This window comes from Oxalicibacterium faecigallinarum (assembly GCF_014635705.1).
GTDB classification, from domain to species: domain Bacteria; phylum Pseudomonadota; class Gammaproteobacteria; order Burkholderiales; family Burkholderiaceae_D; genus Oxalicibacterium; species Oxalicibacterium faecigallinarum.
This window is the reverse complement of sequence record NZ_BMDI01000001.1, coordinates 401,506-420,190: the sequence shown is the minus strand read 5'-3', so window position 1 is coordinate 420,190 and position 18,685 is coordinate 401,506. Positions and strand designations below refer to the sequence as shown.

The window sequence follows — 18,685 nt, the reverse complement described above, 5'->3', positions numbered from 1 at the left end:
AAGGCGCCTGGCTAGATCTGCTGGAATCGTCGCGACAACCAGACAACCGGATTGGAAATCATGTCGTTCTGGTAATCGAGACCTGTGTCGGTTGGATACTTCTTCTTTTGCTGGGCGGCATTGAGTCGTATCGATGGCTGTCGCTTGAGACCATACGCACTGGTTTCGCACTTCAGTACGATCTGCCCTTCATCACCATCGATGCCCAGACTCATCATGTCCATGATGCCGCGCCAGCAAACTTGCGGCTCATCGATCAGACGATACTGGTCGTCAAGCGGGCACATCCACATGGTTGCAGCTCGGCCTCGATACTCTTCAACCGCGCCGGCCGCCAATGCAAGCAGCGAGGTATCCGCGACATTGAGCGTGAAATTGAGTGACTTGGTGGTCATGCCGTCACTTTCTTCCACCTCACTGACTTTGCTGATCGCCCCCAAACCGGACCATTGATGACCGTCCCAGTCAAAGTTGGCATTAAAGTTGGTGACACGGACCGGCGCCGATGCAAAGTCAAACAACGCAAAATACGCCGGCACCACGAGTGGCTTCTCCAGCGCGGCCTGCTGTTCGGTTGTCACAGTCATGGACGCCAATCCTCAAGCAAATTTAATGACCAAGGCTGTCCGAATTTGGGAATGAAGTTGATGCCAGTAGACAACTCTCGCTGTCTAAATAATGCGGTTGGCTTATCCCAGACTACTGCAGATCCAACATTGAAATCATTACGCAAAGGCGTCGCCAGCTGCACTGTGATGATGCCCGCTGCATCAGCAATAGCATCCGCGTCCAGGCGCAACACCTGCTGCGTCAGATTAGCTCCGACACCGATATAGTCGCCTGCAAGCAAGGTACGGTTTGCCTGCGCAGCACCGGCATCTAGAGTCAGTGCAGTTGCGCCACGCGAAGCCAGTACAGCCACTTCAGGCGAGCCGCGAAGCGTGCCACGCGGCACCGGCTGCAACAAGTGATACAAAGCCAACTGGTGCCGAAAACCACCAAGAGATTCAATGAAGCGCTGAATTTCCAGCGACTTGATGTGCTTTTGGTGAATGCCAGTCAGACTGACTTCCCATCGCGGCGAACCGGTTTCCAGTGCTTGCGAACCAAATGCACCTTTGAAAGCGATCGCTTGCGGCATGAGTGTCCAGTTGAACGACGCAACGCCATATCGTGGCCAGTTTCTTACGCTCATGTGATAACTCGCGCTCTTTGTAACTCTTCCACCAGCTCGGCTTTTGTTTGCTGTGATTGACGCTGCATATCCTGCATGATGGCTGCACGATCGCTGCGGCTGTCGATCTGGTAAACCGGCGAGAAGACAATCGATGGTGATGCGTTGCCACCACCTATGAAGTTGCGGTTTTCGTTGGCCGTCAGGATGCGCTCGCCTTTGTGGATCTTGGCGACCATATCTCGCGGGACGTTATCGATACCCACAGAAAAAGAAGGCATGTAGCCTGAAAGTGCCGGGTTAGAGGCACTCCAGTCCACAAAACCATTGGCACCGGCACCGGGATTGGCAGCAGCAGAACTTCCTCCGCTTAACAAGCCAACACCGAATTTCAGCAAGCTCCCGAACACGCCACCGCCTGCACTTCCGGCGCCACCCATCAAAGCCTGTGTCAGGTTCGCCGCCATCGCATCAGCCACCATCCGCATCACCATCGACTTAAACGCATCGCCAACGCTGTCAAAGTTTCCTTGCATGATGTTGTAAAACTGATCACCCATGTTCCGCTGTACATTTTCTCGGAAGTTGTCCCAAACCTTCATGGCTTCAGCAGCCTGTTTTTCCTGTTCTGCGATAAATGCTCGTGTCTGCACACTCGCCTTGTCCATGCCAGCCGATGCAGTCAGATCGTCAATCGCTTTCTTCGTTGCCGCATCAGAACCACCCATTGCCTGCACATCGCGGATCTTGCGCCGTAGCTCCAGTTCGATACGCAGGTTGTCCATTGCCACCTGCTTCTCTTCATTGGATTTGCCAATCAGACTCAGCTCGGCCTGCAGCAGCAGGTTACTATCCTCAATGGACTGTGCGTAGTCCTGCGTTTTCTTGACGATGTTGTCGTCAGCATCGCGGATTTCTTTCAAGCGCTTTTCATTGTCGATCTGCTCAGCCACGACCAGAATCTGGCGTTGCTGTGCAGCGGTGACCTTGCCAAGACGACCAGACTGGATCTCGGCCAATGCCGTCTCTGCTGTAGTCAGGTCGCGTGCCGTGATCGCCTGTTTTTGCAGACTCTCAAGATAGCGTTGCGCTTCCGTGACCTTGGCCTTTTCACCTTCAATTGCCGGCAATGCGCGCTTTGGCGCTTGCACAGAGACCGTTGGTAATATCCCCGAATCCGGCGCCGCAGTTGCTGGCAGCATGCCCCGCAGGCGCGACAGTTCTTTATCAACAAATGCGGCTTCGGCACGCAGATTGGCGAGTCGCTTATCACGACCAGAATCAGTCGCCTTGGAGGCCAGTTCGATCGAAGTTGCGGCGTTACGCGCCCGCACTTCCAGCGACTTGATCTGATCATTGATTGGATCGGCAGAACCATGAATACCGCGTGCCAGCGATTCGCCTAGATGCTTGCCGAATCCCAAAAATGCGTTTGTTCCTGTGACTGCCCATCCAACCAGTGTGGCCATAGCCTGTGTTGCGGTGGCAAAGGCTTCTTTGGTTTCTGACGAACCCAAGGTCTTGGTCAGATTTTCAATCGCATCACGCGCAGAATTGACATTGCCACCCTCACCTGTCATCAGGCTGTCAAATTCGTTTTTGAGCCCTGCCAGTGCACCACCCAACGTGTCGCGCGCTTCCCTTGCGGCGCCACCATAAGACGTTTCCAGCGCCTTCAGAACGATCGCCTGCGCCTCGGCCGTACGGCCAGTTTTTTCCAACGCTTCAACCAGCTTCTTTTCTTCTTCCGTGAAGCGGAAGCCTTGTTTGCTCAAGGCCGTAAGCCCCTGCGAAGGAACATCCAACGCCTTGCCAACCATCTCGGCAGCAGAGGTGACATCCATGCCCATACGTGACGCCATGTCGATCGCCGCCTGCATCGCAGCTGGAAACTGCTCGCCAACCACGCCAGTATAGGAAAGCAGGCGTGTTTGCGCCTGCGTGATATCACCATCGCTGAAGATGCTGTTTTGCGATAACGCGACCGCCATTGCATTCAGCTTTTCCTCACCGTACCCCGCAGCCTCGCCAGTTGACCGTAGCACAGCACGTAGCTGAGCTGCTTCGTTCTGGGCATCAACCGTTTCACGGATGAACTTGCTGATCGTCACACCAGCAGTGATGCCCATAAAGCCAGCCCGGATGGCTGTAGCTGCCGAGCTGACTTCTCGTTCGATCTTTTTCATCGAACGTGCTGCTTCACGTTCCGATCTGGTCAGGCCGCTCACAAATTCAGCAGCATCCAAGCCGAGCGAAACCGCAATTGCGCCGATACCGTTAGACATAGCTACCCTTTGTTACGCGGCTTGAAGTCAAAGTGCGCCAGCACTTCATCCTCATCCAGCTCGATCTCTTCAACAGGATCAAACAGAAAATCCATCACACTGACATCGGTATTGCTATGCACCTGCGCCAGCACGCTGCAGATCTGGGCCAGATACATTTCCTGCCGACGCTGCGGCAGCATGCGCTTTACCGCATATGCCTGGTACAGAACAAATTCACGCTCAGGCAAAATGGCTGCCAGCTGGTGTGCCGGCACGCCAAATTCGAAGGCCAGGTCAATCAGAAACTCCTGACGACCTGTCAGACGTTTTTTGCTTCAGCAAGCCCTTCTTCACCTTCGCCATTCGCCTGCCGCTTGGCATTCATGATGCGCTGTAGAACAGACCACTCCTGTTGGGCAATGTGGGCCACGTGCTCGGGATTGTCGCCATCCAGCAGACGATTGCCATCCGCATCGCACAGGACACGGCAGGTGCTACGTGCAATCTTGGTCTTTTCATCCTTGTCGACAACAGCGGTTTGCGCCTCGACTTCGGCAACCGTCAGCGGGCGCACGTATACCACGCCACCCCACTCTGGCATGGGAACTTTGATCGGAGGCAGGCTGGCAGCGGCCCTCAAGCCTGCAATGAGTTGGTCGGTATTGAGATCCATTGTTTTCCCTTACTGCAAATCGATACGCGCACCGGTGTTACGGATGGTGGCCGTGGCCGTCCACAATGTGCCGTTGCCAGAAGTCTCGCTGGTCTGCTGGACATAGCCCAGCTGAATCATGTGACCTCCATTTTTCGGCAGTTTGACGACCACGCCAGTCACATCACTGGATCGATAGGCATCTTCCAACTTGCCTTGCACTGCAGTGCGCGGCGCAAAGTTATAGCCCAGCTGCGTGGTGCCAAAGTCCGGCAGATCGACTTCAAATTCCTTGGCCTTACTGCAGATCGTGGTTGCATCCATCTCGCCAGACGTACCGCCCGTGCGGGTGTACTGCGTCAGTTCACAGAAGTTGGATACCACGCCAGGCACAGCGGTACCGGCACCAGCGAACACACCATACTCGGTCGCATCCACATCTGCGAGCGTGATGGAGTTTTCCGTTACCGCCTCGATGACAACGACGGTTTCGTTTAGCTCTTCCATGCCCTCGATATCTTTGAGGTGAAGAATGCCGCCGATTTCCAGCCCGTGATCCGCAATAGTCAGCACGGCTGGATTCGTATTGGTGATCTCGGTGATTTCAAGCTCGCCTGCCTCATCGAAACCGAGCAGTACTGCAATCTTAGAACCGGCGAATTTAAAGCGCTTGCCTCCGGACATGATGTTTCCTTTCAGATAAAGAAAAAGCGCCCGGAGGCGCCTGGTTGTAAAGCCTAAAAGTTTTATTCAGATGACCCGTAGATAACCCAGTCACCCATCGCACGATATGTCTTTGTTTCCAAGTCGCGCGACATATCTGGCGGCGCCTGCAACAAGGCAGGCGGATCAATCTTTTTCATGGCAGCACGCACCTTGTCCCAGATCACGCGCCGCTCTTTCGGCGTTTTTGATACCACGTCGATCTGGACGCGGATATCGTCGGTGTCTTCATCGCCATCACCACTGATGTCTGCATGGACTTCCCCAGGCATAAGCGTGAAGCGCACAGCAGGCCATTTCGGCTCACCTTTCTCCGGCTGCGGAAAATCATCCTGATATACCGCAGCCTCGCCATCTGGCAGCGCCAGTTCATCAATGGCAGACAAAGCTGTCGTGATTTTGGCTTCAACGCTCATTTTGGCTTCTTCGCATTCTTCTTCACCGCGCTGTCTATGCGTTTCTTCAGCGTGTTCTTGATCACTGCTACCGCCGGTGCCTTGCCTTGGTTGAAGGCTGGCCGCATGAACGGTTGAGCTGGCGTCTTTACGGTGCCAAATTCCTGCAGGATGCCAATGCGGTTTGCGTAACCATGCTCAAACTTGCCACGGATCGCCACGACGGTCTCAGCTGTCATCTTGGATCTCGGCACACGCTTGGTGACAATGTTCTTAGCAATATTGCGCGGCTGGACGATCTTTACGTTTGCCGCCCGCTTTTTACCTTTGCGGCTGCTGCGGTTGTAGGTTTCGTCCACAACGTCATACGCTTGCGGCGCGACCGGTGCCTTGCTCTGCGCCAGATTGCGGATGATCTTTGCGCCTTCCTGCACAGCGGCGCGGCAGATCCGCAGTTTGATATCGTTCTCCAAGCCTTTCATGGCTTCGCCCAGTTCACGCAGTCCACGTACCTTGATCGTTGTTTTAACCATCATTTACCCCAGCTTCACAGGTCAGCTCGATCACTTCATCTGCGGATTCCAGATTGGCAATGCGCTTGATGTCGTAGACCTTCTCGCCATGAAGGACACGCCAGGTTTCGGAAATCTCAGCGGTCACGCTGGAGTAACGGAGCGTAATGCGCGCCTCAGTGCTGGCAATGGTCTGGTTTGATCGGTTGGCCTCACGCCCACTAATCGGAACAATCTCCGCCCAGCGTTTGCCGCCCACATCAACCCACGACTGCGTGAAGCCACCGTCATCACCTTTGACGCGATGCGGCATCTGCAGCTGGACCCGCTTGTTAAGTTTGCCGGCTCTCATCAGACCCCCATCTGGACACGATAAGGTTGCAGCAATGCCTGTGCACCACGCGGCAGGGACGCGACAATTGTGCCGATCACCGTATCCTCGCGGTTGGCATATAGGTCACCCAAGATCAACAGCACGGCATTCTTCATGGATGGCGTCATCACGATGGGTAACTCACCGGCGTTACCAGCGATCACGGCAGCCTGCAGAGCATCCGCATCCTTGAAGACTCGACGATTCAGAAACTGCTCTGCAGCATCCTCTGCGCCGTCGAGATACATCTGGATCAGGTCGCCATCATCGCCATCGTCAACGCGAAGATGATTTTTTGCGATTTCGATATCGATGATGGACATGTGATTCCCTTACTTGGATTTCTGTTTGACCTTGGCTGCTTCATCTGCCAGACGTTGCTTCTCGGCTTCGATTGCCTTGGCTGCTTCATCTGCCAGACGTTGCTTCTCGGCTTCGATTGCCTTGGCTGCTTCATCTGCCAGACGTTGCTTCTCGGCTTCGACTGCCTTGTTTGCCTCATCTGCCAGACGGGCTTTCTCAGCTTCGAGCGACTTGGCCGCCTCATCTGCCAGACGCTGCTTCTCAGCTTCGAGATCGATCACCACAGCAGTGACAGTTTCTTCAATCTGTGCAGACGTCTGCACATCGACATATTCGGCAGCCTTGGCTTCTTCAACCAGGTGTTTTGCAAACGCTGCATCGAACGAGCGTTCATCCCCTGTAGAAAATGAACCAACACCAGTAACCGCAGTGCCAAGGAATCGGACTTTGACTTGTTCCATTGATTTCTCCAAGTTGCGGGCCAGCGGACTGGCCCGCGTGGGTTATGCCAGTACCAAGTCGCCGTAGCGTGTGGCGATAGGTTTCTCGACGGTCAGTGCCAGACGGCGCATTGCGCGGATCGTGACGAGGCCCAGCTGGAAGTTGTTTTCATCCGAGTCGGACAAATCAATGACCACGCCTTCGCGGTCATGCTTGGTCGCTGCCTGTTTGATACCACCGACCCAGACCTTGCCTGCTGCAAGTGCGTTGCTAGCAACGACCGGCAAGCCGAACAACGCTGGCGGCACCGAAGAACCAGGATCGCCCAAGATGTAACGACCCTGCGCATCTTTCGCCAGACGCAACGTCCACCAGTCTGCGATATTCAGCAGCACACAGTCAGCGGCATAGTCAGAAGCAGCCACGTCCCCAATCATCTTGCCGATCAGATCAAACTTATTGTTCGTCAGATCTAATGCCTCCATGCTGGCCAAGGTGTAGCCGTGAGCGGTGAAGTTGCCGGCCTTGGTCAAGCCAGACAGATTTGGCGAAGTACCGTTTCCAGCGATCAGCTGATTCTCCACTCGCAGGTTGACGCCGTAGATCATGCGGCGATTGATGTAGGCTGCCAACGCCGCATTGTCTTGCGCCAGTTGACGCGTGATCTTGATGAAGTGCGCAACGTTCGATACCGGCATCGTTTCAGGTGTGAACGTGATGCTGGATTGGTTGATTTGCGTGCCTTCTGCCGCTTCAGCCGCATTGTTCGTGAATACGTTTTCCTTGACGTAGTCAATCGACGAACTGCTAGTTGGGAGTGTCACCAGCAAATCTTCGATCGTAAAGACGCGGAATGCACCCTCCACAACACCAGGACGGCGCTCGGAGAACGTATTGGCAACAGCATTCGTTACCGTGTTCTTGACTTCAAATGCAGCGCGACCTTCGCCAGTTTTGGTTTGAAACTTTTTGTATTCTTCAGATTTGGTGAAGGTCTCACCAATGCTGTCTTCTGCTGGTGGCTCATCCGCAGGTTTATCTGCTTTCTGCTCAAGCTTGAGCAAACGATCTGCGAGCTCACGCTGCTCAGTGCCAATGGTGTCGAGCGCCGTCTTGGTATCAGAGGTGACCTTACCGATGGTCTTCATTTCCTCCTCAGCCTTCTGCGACATGGTCGTCAGCTTCTTCTCGACATTGTCGAGCGCCTGCATGATCTGTTCGCTTTTGATCTCACCGACAACGCCGAATGCCGATAGGCCGGCCATCGCCATTGAGTTGTCCATCATGTAGGTTTTAACATCGACGCCCACGCATTGCAGGAACAAGCCGATAACTGCCAGCGAGAGCAGGATGATGACGTGCAGTGGCACGTGCTGTTGAATGTAATTCCAGGAGCGCTTCATGATTGCCTTTCGATAATAGAAAATAAAAAAGCCGCCCGAAGGCGGCCATCTTGCGGAACGTGCGTTTATGTACCAAGCTGCTCAAGTCGCTTGAGTATCTGGGCCATCTTCTCGCCGTCATCGTCTGGGGTAGCATCCCGCGTACCGAACACGACTTTGGCGCGGGCAGTCAACGCTTGCGCTGCCCCCTTGCTGAAACTTCCTACATCCCGCAAGAAGTATTCAAAATCACGAATTGTTTTCACCGCTTCCAGATCATCATCGAACGACTTGACGCTGGCCATATCGATCGATGCGAACTTGTCAGCAGGGAATGTGACAATCGATGTTTCTCGCAGACGATCCACTTTACGGATCACGCGGCCACCAGTTGCTTCGTCGTAGTCACCTTTTGTCAGGCTGAAACCGATCGACAGCGAATCCAGCGTGCCATGCTTGAGCGCTGCTCGGACTTCCTCGCCCTGACGATTGCCGGGCGTGAACTCGCCAGTCAGCAGCAGGCCGTAATCATCTTCCTCGGCCTTGAGCCACTTGCCGATCGGCACATCAAACGAGCGATGGTTGAAGAACATTTTGGGCAAGCCATTCTTTTGCAGAGTCTCGGCATAAGCACCTTTGACGATAGTGTCGCCATAGGAGTCGACACGATTGAATGCTGAGGCATAGCCAGTAAAGGTGCGATCATCTGCCTGCAGCTTGAACTGCACATCGGCCAGTGCCAGCGATTTGTGTTCCATGTTTATCCCCTATTGAGCGATGTCGGATATTGCAGCGCCACCACGTTGCGGCGTTTTGCCCAGCATGTGCAGTGGTGCGAGGTTGCTTTGCGCGGTGAGTTCGTCCGTACCAGCCATGTGCGGCAAGCCTTCCAGCTGACGAATCTCGGCGCGAGTCATGATGCCGTTCTGTGAATACTTGGCATGGATCTCGGCACGATCCTTCGGATTCGCCCGCAGCAGCGCATCCATGCTGAACTCAACCTTGTATCGCGCACGCTGACGCGATGTCAGCACGCGCTTCTGTACGGCCTGCTCTATATTGATCGTGAGTGGCCGCAACGACAGCGTGTAGAAACCGTTCACAATCTGCTCGATCCCCGAGCCCCATGCCGTCACATTGCTGTGATGGATCAACACTGGTGGCACGTCGTACCAGCGGCAGATTGTCTCGACAGCGTATTGCCGCGTCTGCAGCAACTGGATCTGCTCAGGCGAGAGCGAGATCTGCTCGTACTCCATCCCAGCTTCCAGCACGTGCAGGCGATGCATCGGCCCTTCTGTCATTTGCTCGAAGTTGCGACGTACAGCATCACGTTGATCAGGCTTCAAAACCTTATCAATCATCAGCACACCACTTGGCTTGCCGCCATTGGCAAACATGCGCGAAGCTGCTTCCTGCGCTTTACTGACTTCATCCAGACCGGCCCGCATGAACTCCAGCTTGTCCAGGCCAGTGGTTCCGTTGCCCAGATTTTTGATATGCAGAACATTGTCTGCAGCCAGGACAGCCACATCATTGCCAAAGCGATACTCATAAACCATGTCGCCTGACGGCAGCACTACAGACTTCACCTGGCTCGAAGGCATTGGCCACAGCGCAAGCGGCTCATCAGCGGAGTCGCGCTGGATGCGCGCATAGGCATTGCCGCGCAGATCATGGTTCATAACCATCGCACGCCAAAACTCGAACGGCGTCATACGCGCATTTGGCGAGTCGTGCAGCAGTTGGTAAAGCCGTGCATTACGCGCCAGCTTCTTTTCACCCGCCATCGCCTCATAAACAAAGAATGGCAAGCTGGCGATTGCGCTGGCGCGACGATCGATACACGCCCACACCGTATCGATCTGCAGCGCACCATCCTCACCGACTGATCGCGTATCAGGAATCAGCACCGTCGTTGGCGGGCGTGCTTGGTCACCCTCCCTCTCAGCTATGGCCCCGCCACCGAACCACGTGCGGACGCTCGTAAGAAAATTTGCCATAGTCAGGAATGAATCGGAGAGTTAATAAAATCGTCCAGAGCGCCGTCAGTCACCGGCTCCAGGTTCACTGCACGATTCAGACACATCAGCAGCGCCACCGCGCCGTCGATCTTGTTCTCTTCACGCTCTTTGCGCGGGAAGATGTTTTCCTTCGCGTCGCGATGGCAGACCACGTTACTGATCATCCAGGTCAACACCGGATCACCATCATGGTGGAAGCGGCCCTGCAGCACCAATGCCTCCAGCCACTTCATTGGCTCGCTAAAGTTCTTGACGGTCGAGCCGACCTCGATCATCGGCAGACCAGCCTCGACCATGCGCTGGCTAAACTGCGTCGCCTGGAACGGATCGTATGGCGCTTCCGTTATGTTGAAACGCACCGCGTCATCCAACAGATCCTGCTCGATCACACCAAAGTCTGTGACGTTGCCAGGCGTAGCTACCAACAGATCCTGTCGGGCCCAGCCCGAGTACTGCGCGTTTCCAGCCTTCTCGATCGCTTCCTCATTGAGGAAGTAACGACCAAAGCCGTAGTAGTGCGTGACACCATCAATGTCTCGCGTGAACAGCCGCATCTTTGCTGCGATGTCGATCTTGCTGGCCAAGTCATGCGAGACGATGCAGTCCTCGCCTTCAAAGTCATCGATGCTCAGCGTCGGATCGCCGCAGGCATCCCATGCCCGCATGTTCATCCAGGCGCTGTCAGCATTGACCCAGACGTTAAGCCGCTTGGTCAGGAAGTTGGCCACAGCTGACGGCATCGACAGCGCCTTGCGGCAGGCCATCTCCATGTCATCCATGAAGACGGAAACATTCAAATTCGGGTTCGCCTTGATCCAGACCAGCGGATCCGCCCAATCGTCACCCTCATCCAGCGTGAAGATGATGCCGAAGAACGTCTCATCCACCACTGATCCATTCAGGATCTTGGTTACGTGAATCCGTTGCTCGTAGCAAATGCCGCTGCGATTCGTTCCTGCCGTCGTGATCATCCACAGCAGCGACTGGTCACGCGAGCCGGTTGCGGAATCGATAACGTCAAACACAGCACGCGTCTTGTGCGCGTGCAGCTCATCGATGATGCCGCCATGCACATTGAGACCGTCGAGCGTCGAGCCTTCTGCAGACAGCGGAAGAAACTTAGACGACTCATCCTCGATGTGCATCTGGTGCTGCAGGACATCAATGCCGAGCACCGCACACATCTCAGGCTCGCGCAGCGCCATTGCCCGCGCATCGTCAAACACGATCTTTGCTTGGTCACGCGTGGTGGCGGCGCTGTAGACCTCGGCGCCAGCCTCACCGTCAGCGCCGAACAGGTAGAGCGCGATGCCAGAACTTTTGGTGGACTTGGCGTTCTTGCGTGCTACCTCTTCATAAGCACGACGGAAGCGACGCATGCCGGTATCGACATGCAACCAGCCAAACACCGTCGTCAGGATGAAGCACTGCCACGGCTCTAGCTTGATACGCTGACGCTCCCGCGCCCACTTGCCTTTTGTGTGCGGCAGCTTCTCAACGAATTTACAGATGCGGTTTGCCGCATCGTCATCGAATCGATACGGGAAAGCGACCTCAACAATCGGGTTGCGCTTCAGATCCCGCTGCTGCCGCTCACAGGCTAGCTTGACCCACTTGCACGCGACGATCCTTCCTCCCAGAACATCCTCGATGTACTGGTTGGAGATCGCGACGTAACTCATTTATCTTCTTCCGAAGTCTCCCCATCCCCCTTGGTCGTTTCCTTCCATTCCAGGGAGCTGTGGTTGATTGCTGGACGGTGTGATTCGCGCTCGTTGCGACGGCGACATGCCAAAGTGGCCGGCGTACTTGGCGACCTGCTCGGCGTGGCCACGGATCATGCTGACGATCGCGGCCTGCTGGCGGTAGCCTTTAGGCGTCCAGTCATAGCAACAGAATTCGACGGCATCGTTGTACTCCATCCCCTCGGCTACCTTCAGGTCGATTTTTTTTGCGAGCGCTGTCTCCAGCTCGACCATCCGCCCCCAGTTCTGGCAATACAGCGCCAGGATAGATCGATCCATCTTGGCAATCAGTCCTTCCTCGACGAGCAGGGGCGTGATGCGCTTCCATTCTTTCTTGGCCGTGGCACTCAGGTGGCGTGGCGCGTCAGGTACTTGGATGAGCGGCTGGACACCATCCGCCAGATTTTTCGAGCGAGGTTTGCCTCCGCGAAGCGCGAGAACGTTTGGCGGGAGTGGCTGAGGTCCACGATTACCCATGATTGGCTCCTAATACCCCCCCTCCAAAACTTGCACGCACAAAAATCGACCTACACTGCCGGTCTACAGGGCAAAGGGATCAGACTTTTGACCCGCCCCTCCCTTGCTTATCGATGCGTTACCGAAACCGCCGTCTTCCGTCGCGGTCTTCCGGTCGTGACAGGTTTTGCACAGCGCTTGCCAGTTGCCTTTGGAATCCCAGAACAGAGTCGAGTCGCCACGATGGGGGATGATGTGATCGACTACGGTTGATTGAACGACTAAGCCTTGCTCTGCACAACGCACGCAAAGCGGATGACTTTGCAGATAAGTCTCACGTGCCTTCTGCCAGCGTCGGTTATACCCACGAGAGCTTGCACTACCTCGATGCTGATCAATCTGCTGGTAGGACAGCTTGGCGTGCGGTTCACAGTAGCCAGGCGCATCCAGCAGCTTGGAGCAACCCGCATGGCGACATACAGACTTGCCACGCATCGCCATCTGTTAGCACCAATGCTCTTCAGATGAAGGCGATACAACCTTCAAGGTCAAACCAGCACAGAGAACCATTGTCTTTACGCCATCCGGTACAGCCTTGGCCATATAAGACTGAATGCGCTCGACGTCTTCTGGTCTAAGCATTCGCTGAGACTCGACAACAAGTATGTCTGTTGGCTTCAGCTCCAGCTTTGCTACTTTCAATTCAAGATCGCTGTCGGTCATAAGTTCACCTCACAGGACACAAATAAAAAAGCCACCAATCCGCTAAGACTGGTGGCAACGCTCATCGCCATTATGAGGAGGACGACGGACAGGACACGGTGCGTGCAGACGTCTGCACATGTTGGTGGTCGGATATAGCGCCGACCTCGCCATCTAATATTTTATGTTGCCTGAGTTACAATCCGGCAATCTTATAAGGAGCCCTCATGAACTGGTGGTCATTTGCTATCGCAGTAGGATCAATGTTCGCTGTATCAATCCGATACACGATTAAATATCCGAGGTTCTTTCAGTCCATTCAAAATCACTTGATGATAACTTCGGCATTCATTGGCGCGATCCTGCTTGGCGTCACTATTGGAGCCAGCTTGGTATCTCAGGTATGCAATGAATATCTTGGTAAGTTAGTTGAAGCAGAAACAATCGATTTTTCCATCTATCTTGATATCAGTCGCTCAATTCGGCCAGTCACTGATATGTGCTCATTAGCATCCGTAGTATTCGCACCTGTAATGGGGTTGCTCTTGTACATCTGCCACTGGGTAGCAAACAAGCGGATTGAGAACGAAGAAAAATAACAAAAAAGCCCTTCCGATCAACGGTAAGGGCTTAGGTCGTAACTGCTTCGAGAATAGCGAAAATATACTTGCACTGTCCCAACATCGTCAAGCGGTTTTTTCAAACACCTCGACAATACCTTGTTCCTCGAAGTAAGGACGCAGTCGATCCTGCGCTATCAGCTCCAATCGATAGAGTCGATCCTTAATGGCTGGCGCGATGCGAGCATAGGTAGACTTGCTACTGCCAAAAGTTTTTTCCAGATCTCGGTAGCTAATCGCTGTCTTCACATGATTCGCGTAGATTTTGGCAACAATCATATCCAGCGCCATCACGTTGATCGTCGGGAACGATCCGGCCAACCATTCCGACAAGCCCTTTATCGCATCGACGCGACCAGTGGAATAACTAACCGCAGGACAGCACTTCAGCTTATCCAATTGTCGCTGTGCCTCTTCCAGCTCTTCCTGCTGACGACGTGCATGCATAGGTATGCGAACTGAATCAAGCGCGTGCTGGCAGAATTTGACGTATTGCTGTGCCGAGCGCTGCCTTTCAGTCGTCTTGCTGCCGGTTGATACCATCTGCATGTACTTGGCATGGATTACCCACTTCTCTTGCGCCATCAACTTTGAATCCACAGCCGAGACGATCAAGGCACATTGCGCTCGTACATCGTCAGCTGACAGACCAGCAAAGTTCACCGTGCCTGTTGCTTCTCCTCGCAGCTGATTAAGCCACTCGGTCTGTTGAGCGGACAGATCGATGTCGCTCATCATGCGAACCAGCGCCTTACGTAGCGGGCTGTCCTGACGCGCATCCGACGCCATGATCAAGTACGCCACATGCAGCGCTTGCCCGACGCTGGTGAAGATCGCTGTTGGCTGGTTTGTTTGGTTTGTCATGCTGTTTTCTTCCCTAGGTTACTCAATGTCTGTCTTCAGTCGATCGGCAAGCCACGGCGCTGCATCGCCAGATCGTTTGCTTTCTTTTGCTCGGCGGCGAACATCACCTGCACGTCGTCATGTGTTGCACCAGCTGGCACGTCAAACGTGAACGACCGCCCAAACTTGTCCCAGCCCACAATGCTTTTTGGCACTGGCTGACGCGAGCCGACCTCTTGCCCGTTCTCTTTCGCCCAAAATGCTCCTTGCCCACGCATGCCGCCCTTGATCGACTCGTTTATCGACTCAACTCCAAACGCAGCACGCATCTTGTCGATGAAGGCCGCAGTCTCTGGCATGGCTTCGCGCATATCTTGTTTTTTCATAAACTGTCCACACTCTTAAACAACTCTTCATCATCAAAAGCCTTATGCCTATTAGCTTTGTGAATAGTTCGAATAGTTGAAGGGTTAAAAAACAAAGTCGGTACAAAACACACATGGGGAAACATCAATTCACAAACACGTACATGCATGCACTCGCGCGCGCGCCCGCACACATGGGGCAAAAATGAACTCTTCAACTATTCGAACTGTTCACAAAGCCGCATGGATAAACGGTCTTGACGTGTTAATAGTTCGGCGCTGTTGAAGGGTTAACTGTTAACACTCTCCTGCTGCCCATGCACATCTGTCGCCAAATCCATCGGCTGGTCATGCACATGTCGGTACTGCTTCAAACATTTTTCAAACAAGCTGGAAGCTTGCTCAGCCCAATCTTTTCGACTCGACCCTTCCGGCATATCACCGACGAGGTACACGGTTCTTTGCTTGCACACCGTGCCCAGGTCAAACTTGATCACCGCCCGCGACAGTTGCCCAAAGCCTGTCCGTTCAATCATTCGACCGAACAGTGTTTGTGTGGGAGGGAATTTCTCGCCATTGAGGTGGCACCAGCGCAAGAAGCCCGTATAAAGCTGCTGCGCCGAGCAGGTCATGTAAGGAAGGGGAAGGAAACCAAGGCTCCATTCCCGATAGAACTTCTCAGACGGTGTCAGACCAAGGCCGATCAGCTTGACCTTCGCTTCTGTGTTGAGTGGCTTGGTGTGCTCGTTAAAGTCACCCAGATCGAGCTTCAACAGGAAGTCCAGAAACGACTCTGCACCGCCAGCCGCGATCTCGTCAGCTACATCCTTGTAGAACTCAGGCGGCTTGTTTGGCGGCGTCCAGATGACCAGGTAACGCCGATCAGTCTTATCCAGCGCAAGCGGCTGCAGTTCGTTCGACAAAAACACAAAGTTCATGTGATTTGCCTCGGAGCGCTCCGTCATGTTCTTTGGGTTGATCATGATCGTCTCGCCGGTGATCATGTGCTTGAGCTTGCCCTTCAACTGGCGCAGCTCGTTGCGCGTCACAACCTCATCAGCAACGAAGTACAGCTTTCTCGACGCCCACTCGTTGAACTGCGATTCGATCTGCGCATTGCCGATCACACCACCATACTCGCCGTAGATCCGCTTAATGACGTTCTCAAAAAACAGGTTCTTACCGGAACCCTCATCGCCATGCACGATGATCGAGGTGCGCATCTTTGCGCCCTTGTTCTGCAGCGGATACGCCAGCCAGTTAAGCACCCACTCGAACACATCCTCATTGCCACCACATAGGTGATCGAGCAGAAGCAGAATGTTCTGATGCTTACCAGGCTTCGGCATCATGTCAAAGCCGTGATACAGATTGACGGACGTTTCCGGATCACACGTCATCGTCGGATCAAACACGACGCGATCCTTGTTGACCATCTTGCGCGACCCGTTGCCGAGCCAGAATTTGACCGCATCGTTACCGTGCGCAAGACGCATGTGCGCGACGCGCAAAATCATCCTGTTGTCGTTATCCCATGCGTCCTCGGTGCCGTAGATCAGCACATAGTTTTCGAGCAGGTAATCGACCTTCTCCCAGAACTCTTTCGGGTAGACCTTCTTGGGCGGCTTCTTGCCGCCCGCCCCGCCCCCAGCCTCCGCGGGCGCCGCCGCCGGTGCTTCTTCCCCATATTCAGGCTGGGGCGGCTTGGTGTTATCGACTGCCAGGTGCAAACCACCCGCTGGCGCTGCAGCATCGCTTTCTGGAAGATCGCCGCAGGCATCATCAATGGGGAATGGGGGAAGTTCCGGCACATCATCAGCCGGCTGATCGAGGCACGACACGATGTGCAACAGCATGCCCGCCAGCTGGTCGCGCACCGCATCAAGCCCTTGCTCACAGTGCAGATCATTCCAGTCGGTCAGCTTGCGCTGGCCACGATCCACAAAGGCAGGTTTCCACACGTATGCATTGCCCACCACCTTGGCCACAGCACTGGCCTTGGCCATGCCTGCGTTCTCAAGCGTGTAGGTTTTATTGACGCGGCCGCACGACACTTCGGCCTTGATGTAGTTGATACCGTTGGCATCCTCATACCAACTGGCCACGACACGCACCTGCTCGCCAGCATCATTCAGTAGCTTGGTCTCACTACCATCGGTAGCGACAGTAAGCACCCTACTTGCGCCCTTCTCCAAGATTGCGATCAGCTGCTTATCAACCTCATCATCATCCTCAAAGTCGGACTGATACAGTGGCCACAACTCACCATCGATTTGCAAGGTCGCGGCGATTTTAAAGTCCTTGACCAAACGCTTGGCCAGACGCTTGCACAGCATCCAGTCATCGTCAGCCAGGAACAGGAAAGGCACATCAGGAAAGTCGCGCCGCAAGGCCGTCGCCACCGGCAACAGATTGCCAGCATCAAACGCCACCATCGCGGGATATTGGTCATCGGTTGCCATGCGTACGCTACGGCATGTCGCATAGCCCTCACCGATCATCAACAAGGCAGAATCAGGCTTGAGCTTACCGAGCAGACAGGCCGCGCCCACCTTCTCCATACCCTTGTTGAATGTCTTGCTGCCGTCAGCCTTGATCTTCTGCACGCCGACCAGCTTGCTACCGTTCAGCGCGTAACGCTTCATCGGCACCAGCAACACACCATCATCAGCAAAACGCACCGCTTCTGGCGTGACCTGCTTGCGGATTAGATAGTCGGATTGGCCGGTCTCGGCTGCATCCTTCCATTGATTGGCAGCGCGGCCAGCAGCTTTCTTGGCGTCATCCTGCCGCTTGGCTTCCAGCGCGATGGCCTGTTCTTCCTGCCGTTTGCGGATGTCGGCCAGATCCTCCTCCGACACTTCACCCTCAGCCAACGTGACACTAATCGCGCCGTTGTCATCACCGCGCCAGACACCAAACGCGCCGTAGTACGCAGAGCCGCCATCCTTCAGCGTGCGCTCTTGTAGCTTGTACCAGGCTTTCTTCTTCGGGCCGAATCGATGCACTGCACCGTCGGCCTCAATCTTGTTGTTTGCAGGGAGAGGCATGCCTTGAGCGATCATCGCGTCAAGGATCTGATCCAGTGTTGCCATTACTTGTCGGCCTTCACAGTGACCTTTGCACGGATACGCTCACGCAGCTCAGTCAACGCACCGATCGCGTGCGAAAACTCTCTGTCGATCTCATCCCATTCCTTGCCGCAGATTTTGCCGTCGGCCATTGCTTCGGAAACAGCGGACGTCAGGTGACCAAATTCCACCACCGATTTGCAGATCGACTGCACCAGGCAATCTGTCTCTTGCTCGGATAGTGGCGGCAGCGATATCGCCACCATGCCGTGGCGCCATGTCAACGCCTGCAAGGCTTGGAGAGCATTCGGCACACGTGCCTCAACCAGATGATCAGTGATCTCGGAAACCTGTTCAAACGACACATGATGTGTATCGCACCCCGGTCGCAGCTTGCTATACAGGACGGCTGCGCTGATTCCCATACGCTTGGCCAGTGCTTCAACACCACCTGGATAATTACGCGCCGCCTTGTATAAGGCGTCGTGCTGATTCATGTCCGAATACTCTTGCGTCACGCTAAAACTCCCCTTCGATTAACGATGTAAACCACCGCCATCGTTCTTATGATTCGTGCATGAAAAACAAAACAACTCTCGACAACCTGCGCACTCAACTGCTTGAGCTGGCGCTGACA

General features: G+C 54.5%; 23 protein-coding genes. 1 reads left to right on the top strand and 22 read right to left on the bottom strand.

The annotated features are described in order from the left end of the window. Positions 1-11 precede the first annotated feature (11 nt). The 18 genes from IEV29_RS02075 to IEV29_RS01990 form a co-directional block, all read right to left on the bottom strand. Complete coding sequence (locus IEV29_RS02075) at positions 12-587, bottom strand: hypothetical protein (protein ID WP_188379611.1); 576 nt, start codon at positions 585-587, stop codon at positions 12-14. Continuing rightward, positions 584-1,195, bottom strand: a complete 612-nt coding sequence (locus IEV29_RS02070) for a hypothetical protein (protein ID WP_188379610.1) — start codon at positions 1,193-1,195, stop codon at positions 584-586. Before IEV29_RS02070 ends, IEV29_RS02075 begins: the two co-directional genes overlap by 4 nt. Continuing rightward, on the bottom strand, positions 1,192-3,459 hold the full coding sequence (locus IEV29_RS02065) for a phage tail length tape measure family protein (RefSeq protein WP_188379609.1): 2,268 nt from the start codon (positions 3,457-3,459) through the stop codon (positions 1,192-1,194). The genes IEV29_RS02070 and IEV29_RS02065 overlap by 4 nt, the downstream gene beginning before the upstream one ends. 2 nt (positions 3,460-3,461) lie before the next feature. Then, positions 3,462-3,716 carry a phage tail assembly protein T gene (locus IEV29_RS02060; protein ID WP_188379608.1) on the bottom strand — a complete coding sequence of 85 codons (255 nt, stop codon included), beginning with the start codon at positions 3,714-3,716 and terminating at the stop codon, positions 3,462-3,464. Between the two features lie 44 nt (positions 3,717-3,760). Then, a complete protein-coding gene (locus IEV29_RS02055; RefSeq protein ID WP_188379607.1) occupies positions 3,761-4,114 on the bottom strand; it encodes a hypothetical protein in 354 nt (117 codons plus the stop codon). Positions 4,115-4,123: 9 nt separating this feature from the next. Continuing rightward, complete coding sequence (locus tag IEV29_RS02050; protein ID WP_188379606.1) at positions 4,124-4,777, bottom strand: phage tail tube protein; 654 nt, start codon at positions 4,775-4,777, stop codon at positions 4,124-4,126. A 62-nt stretch (positions 4,778-4,839) separates the two neighbouring features. Beyond that, positions 4,840-5,232, bottom strand: a complete 393-nt coding sequence (gene gp17 / locus IEV29_RS02045) for a tail completion protein gp17 (RefSeq protein ID WP_188379605.1) — start codon at positions 5,230-5,232, stop codon at positions 4,840-4,842. After that, positions 5,229-5,744 carry an HK97-gp10 family putative phage morphogenesis protein gene (locus IEV29_RS02040; RefSeq protein ID WP_188379604.1) on the bottom strand — a complete coding sequence of 172 codons (516 nt, stop codon included), beginning with the start codon at positions 5,742-5,744 and terminating at the stop codon, positions 5,229-5,231. Before IEV29_RS02040 ends, gp17 begins: the two co-directional genes overlap by 4 nt. Beyond that, positions 5,737-6,075, bottom strand: coding sequence for a phage head closure protein (locus tag IEV29_RS02035; RefSeq protein WP_188379603.1), 339 nt, complete (start codon positions 6,073-6,075; stop codon positions 5,737-5,739). The genes IEV29_RS02040 and IEV29_RS02035 overlap by 8 nt, the downstream gene beginning before the upstream one ends. Further along, the gene (locus IEV29_RS02030) at positions 6,075-6,419 is read right to left on the bottom strand and encodes a head-tail connector protein (protein ID WP_188379602.1); all 345 of its coding nucleotides are present in this window, start codon (positions 6,417-6,419) and stop codon (positions 6,075-6,077) included. The genes IEV29_RS02035 and IEV29_RS02030 overlap by 1 nt, the downstream gene beginning before the upstream one ends. Before the next feature lie 9 nt (positions 6,420-6,428). Then, positions 6,429-6,860, bottom strand: coding sequence for a hypothetical protein (locus IEV29_RS02025; protein WP_188379601.1), 432 nt, complete (start codon positions 6,858-6,860; stop codon positions 6,429-6,431). 42 nt (positions 6,861-6,902) lie between these two features. Then, positions 6,903-8,243, bottom strand: coding sequence for a phage major capsid protein (locus tag IEV29_RS02020; protein ID WP_188379600.1), 1,341 nt, complete (start codon positions 8,241-8,243; stop codon positions 6,903-6,905). Positions 8,244-8,308: 65 nt separating this feature from the next. Then, complete coding sequence (locus IEV29_RS02015) at positions 8,309-8,980, bottom strand: HK97 family phage prohead protease (protein ID WP_188379599.1); 672 nt, start codon at positions 8,978-8,980, stop codon at positions 8,309-8,311. A gap of 9 nt (positions 8,981-8,989) precedes the next feature. Beyond that, positions 8,990-10,225: a phage portal protein gene (locus IEV29_RS02010; RefSeq protein ID WP_188379598.1), complete on the bottom strand. Its 1,236-nt coding sequence runs from the start codon at positions 10,223-10,225 to the stop codon at positions 8,990-8,992. A 2-nt stretch (positions 10,226-10,227) separates the two neighbouring features. After that, positions 10,228-11,928: a terminase large subunit gene (locus IEV29_RS02005; protein WP_188379597.1), complete on the bottom strand. Its 1,701-nt coding sequence runs from the start codon at positions 11,926-11,928 to the stop codon at positions 10,228-10,230. After that, entirely contained in the window at positions 11,929-12,468 is a 540-nt protein-coding gene (locus tag IEV29_RS02000; protein WP_188379596.1) for a phage terminase small subunit P27 family, read from the bottom strand. Between the two features lie 63 nt (positions 12,469-12,531). Next, positions 12,532-12,942, bottom strand: coding sequence for an HNH endonuclease (locus IEV29_RS01995; RefSeq protein WP_229726165.1), 411 nt, complete (start codon positions 12,940-12,942; stop codon positions 12,532-12,534). Positions 12,943-12,951: 9 nt separating this feature from the next. Beyond that, positions 12,952-13,170 carry a hypothetical protein gene (locus IEV29_RS01990; protein ID WP_188379594.1) on the bottom strand — a complete coding sequence of 73 codons (219 nt, stop codon included), beginning with the start codon at positions 13,168-13,170 and terminating at the stop codon, positions 12,952-12,954. Between the two features lie 206 nt (positions 13,171-13,376). Here IEV29_RS01990 and IEV29_RS01985 point away from each other — a divergent pair, with 206 nt between their 5' ends. After that, a complete protein-coding gene (locus IEV29_RS01985; RefSeq protein WP_188379593.1) occupies positions 13,377-13,748 on the top strand; it encodes a hypothetical protein in 372 nt (123 codons plus the stop codon). A gap of 87 nt (positions 13,749-13,835) precedes the next feature. Here the strand turns inward: IEV29_RS01985 and IEV29_RS01980 are convergent, their stop codons facing one another. The 4 genes from IEV29_RS01980 to IEV29_RS01965 all read right to left on the bottom strand — a co-directional run bounded on the left by IEV29_RS01980 (position 13,836) and on the right by IEV29_RS01965 (position 18,545). Next, positions 13,836-14,633, bottom strand: coding sequence for a hypothetical protein (locus IEV29_RS01980; RefSeq protein WP_188379592.1), 798 nt, complete (start codon positions 14,631-14,633; stop codon positions 13,836-13,838). A gap of 35 nt (positions 14,634-14,668) precedes the next feature. Then, a complete protein-coding gene (locus IEV29_RS01975; protein WP_188379591.1) occupies positions 14,669-14,998 on the bottom strand; it encodes a hypothetical protein in 330 nt (109 codons plus the stop codon). Positions 14,999-15,267: 269 nt separating this feature from the next. Further along, complete coding sequence (locus IEV29_RS01970) at positions 15,268-18,072, bottom strand: DUF5906 domain-containing protein (RefSeq protein WP_188381150.1); 2,805 nt, start codon at positions 18,070-18,072, stop codon at positions 15,268-15,270. Beyond that, on the bottom strand, positions 18,072-18,545 hold the full coding sequence (locus IEV29_RS01965; protein WP_188379590.1) for a phage regulatory CII family protein: 474 nt from the start codon (positions 18,543-18,545) through the stop codon (positions 18,072-18,074). The genes IEV29_RS01970 and IEV29_RS01965 overlap by 1 nt, the downstream gene beginning before the upstream one ends. Between the last annotated feature and the right edge of the window lie 140 nt (positions 18,546-18,685).

Bases quoted from the DNA above. Each gene is read 5' to 3' on its own strand.
- IEV29_RS02005 (WP_188379597.1), bottom strand. From the start codon at position 11,928: ATGAGTTACGTCGCGATCTCCAACCAGTACATCGAGGATGTTCTGGGA.
- IEV29_RS01990 (WP_188379594.1), bottom strand. From the start codon at position 13,170: ATGACCGACAGCGATCTTGAATTGAAAGTAGCAAAGCTGGAGCTGAAG.
- IEV29_RS01975 (WP_188379591.1), bottom strand. From the start codon at position 14,998: ATGAAAAAACAAGATATGCGCGAAGCCATGCCAGAGACTGCGGCCTTC.
- IEV29_RS02070 (WP_188379610.1), bottom strand. From the start codon at position 1,195: ATGAGCGTAAGAAACTGGCCACGATATGGCGTTGCGTCGTTCAACTGG.
- IEV29_RS02055 (WP_188379607.1), bottom strand. From the start codon at position 4,114: ATGGATCTCAATACCGACCAACTCATTGCAGGCTTGAGGGCCGCTGCC.
- gp17 (WP_188379605.1), bottom strand. From the start codon at position 5,232: ATGAGCGTTGAAGCCAAAATCACGACAGCTTTGTCTGCCATTGATGAA.
- IEV29_RS02015 (WP_188379599.1), bottom strand. From the start codon at position 8,980: ATGGAACACAAATCGCTGGCACTGGCCGATGTGCAGTTCAAGCTGCAG.
- IEV29_RS02075 (WP_188379611.1), bottom strand. From the start codon at position 587: ATGACTGTGACAACCGAACAGCAGGCCGCGCTGGAGAAGCCACTCGTG.
- IEV29_RS02040 (WP_188379604.1), bottom strand. From the start codon at position 5,744: ATGGTTAAAACAACGATCAAGGTACGTGGACTGCGTGAACTGGGCGAA.
- IEV29_RS01970 (WP_188381150.1), bottom strand. From the start codon at position 18,072: ATGGCAACACTGGATCAGATCCTTGACGCGATGATCGCTCAAGGCATG.
- IEV29_RS01980 (WP_188379592.1), bottom strand. From the start codon at position 14,633: ATGACAAACCAAACAAACCAGCCAACAGCGATCTTCACCAGCGTCGGG.
- IEV29_RS02025 (WP_188379601.1), bottom strand. From the start codon at position 6,860: ATGGAACAAGTCAAAGTCCGATTCCTTGGCACTGCGGTTACTGGTGTT.
- IEV29_RS02050 (WP_188379606.1), bottom strand. From the start codon at position 4,777: ATGTCCGGAGGCAAGCGCTTTAAATTCGCCGGTTCTAAGATTGCAGTA.
- IEV29_RS02020 (WP_188379600.1), bottom strand. From the start codon at position 8,243: ATGAAGCGCTCCTGGAATTACATTCAACAGCACGTGCCACTGCACGTC.
- IEV29_RS02035 (WP_188379603.1), bottom strand. From the start codon at position 6,075: ATGAGAGCCGGCAAACTTAACAAGCGGGTCCAGCTGCAGATGCCGCAT.
- IEV29_RS02010 (WP_188379598.1), bottom strand. From the start codon at position 10,225: ATGGCAAATTTTCTTACGAGCGTCCGCACGTGGTTCGGTGGCGGGGCC.
- IEV29_RS01985 (WP_188379593.1), top strand. From the start codon at position 13,377: ATGAACTGGTGGTCATTTGCTATCGCAGTAGGATCAATGTTCGCTGTA.
- IEV29_RS01995 (WP_229726165.1), bottom strand. From the start codon at position 12,942: ATGCGTGGCAAGTCTGTATGTCGCCATGCGGGTTGCTCCAAGCTGCTG.
- IEV29_RS02000 (WP_188379596.1), bottom strand. From the start codon at position 12,468: ATGGGTAATCGTGGACCTCAGCCACTCCCGCCAAACGTTCTCGCGCTT.
- IEV29_RS02065 (WP_188379609.1), bottom strand. From the start codon at position 3,459: ATGTCTAACGGTATCGGCGCAATTGCGGTTTCGCTCGGCTTGGATGCT.
- IEV29_RS02030 (WP_188379602.1), bottom strand. From the start codon at position 6,419: ATGTCCATCATCGATATCGAAATCGCAAAAAATCATCTTCGCGTTGAC.
- IEV29_RS01965 (WP_188379590.1), bottom strand. From the start codon at position 18,545: ATGAATCAGCACGACGCCTTATACAAGGCGGCGCGTAATTATCCAGGT.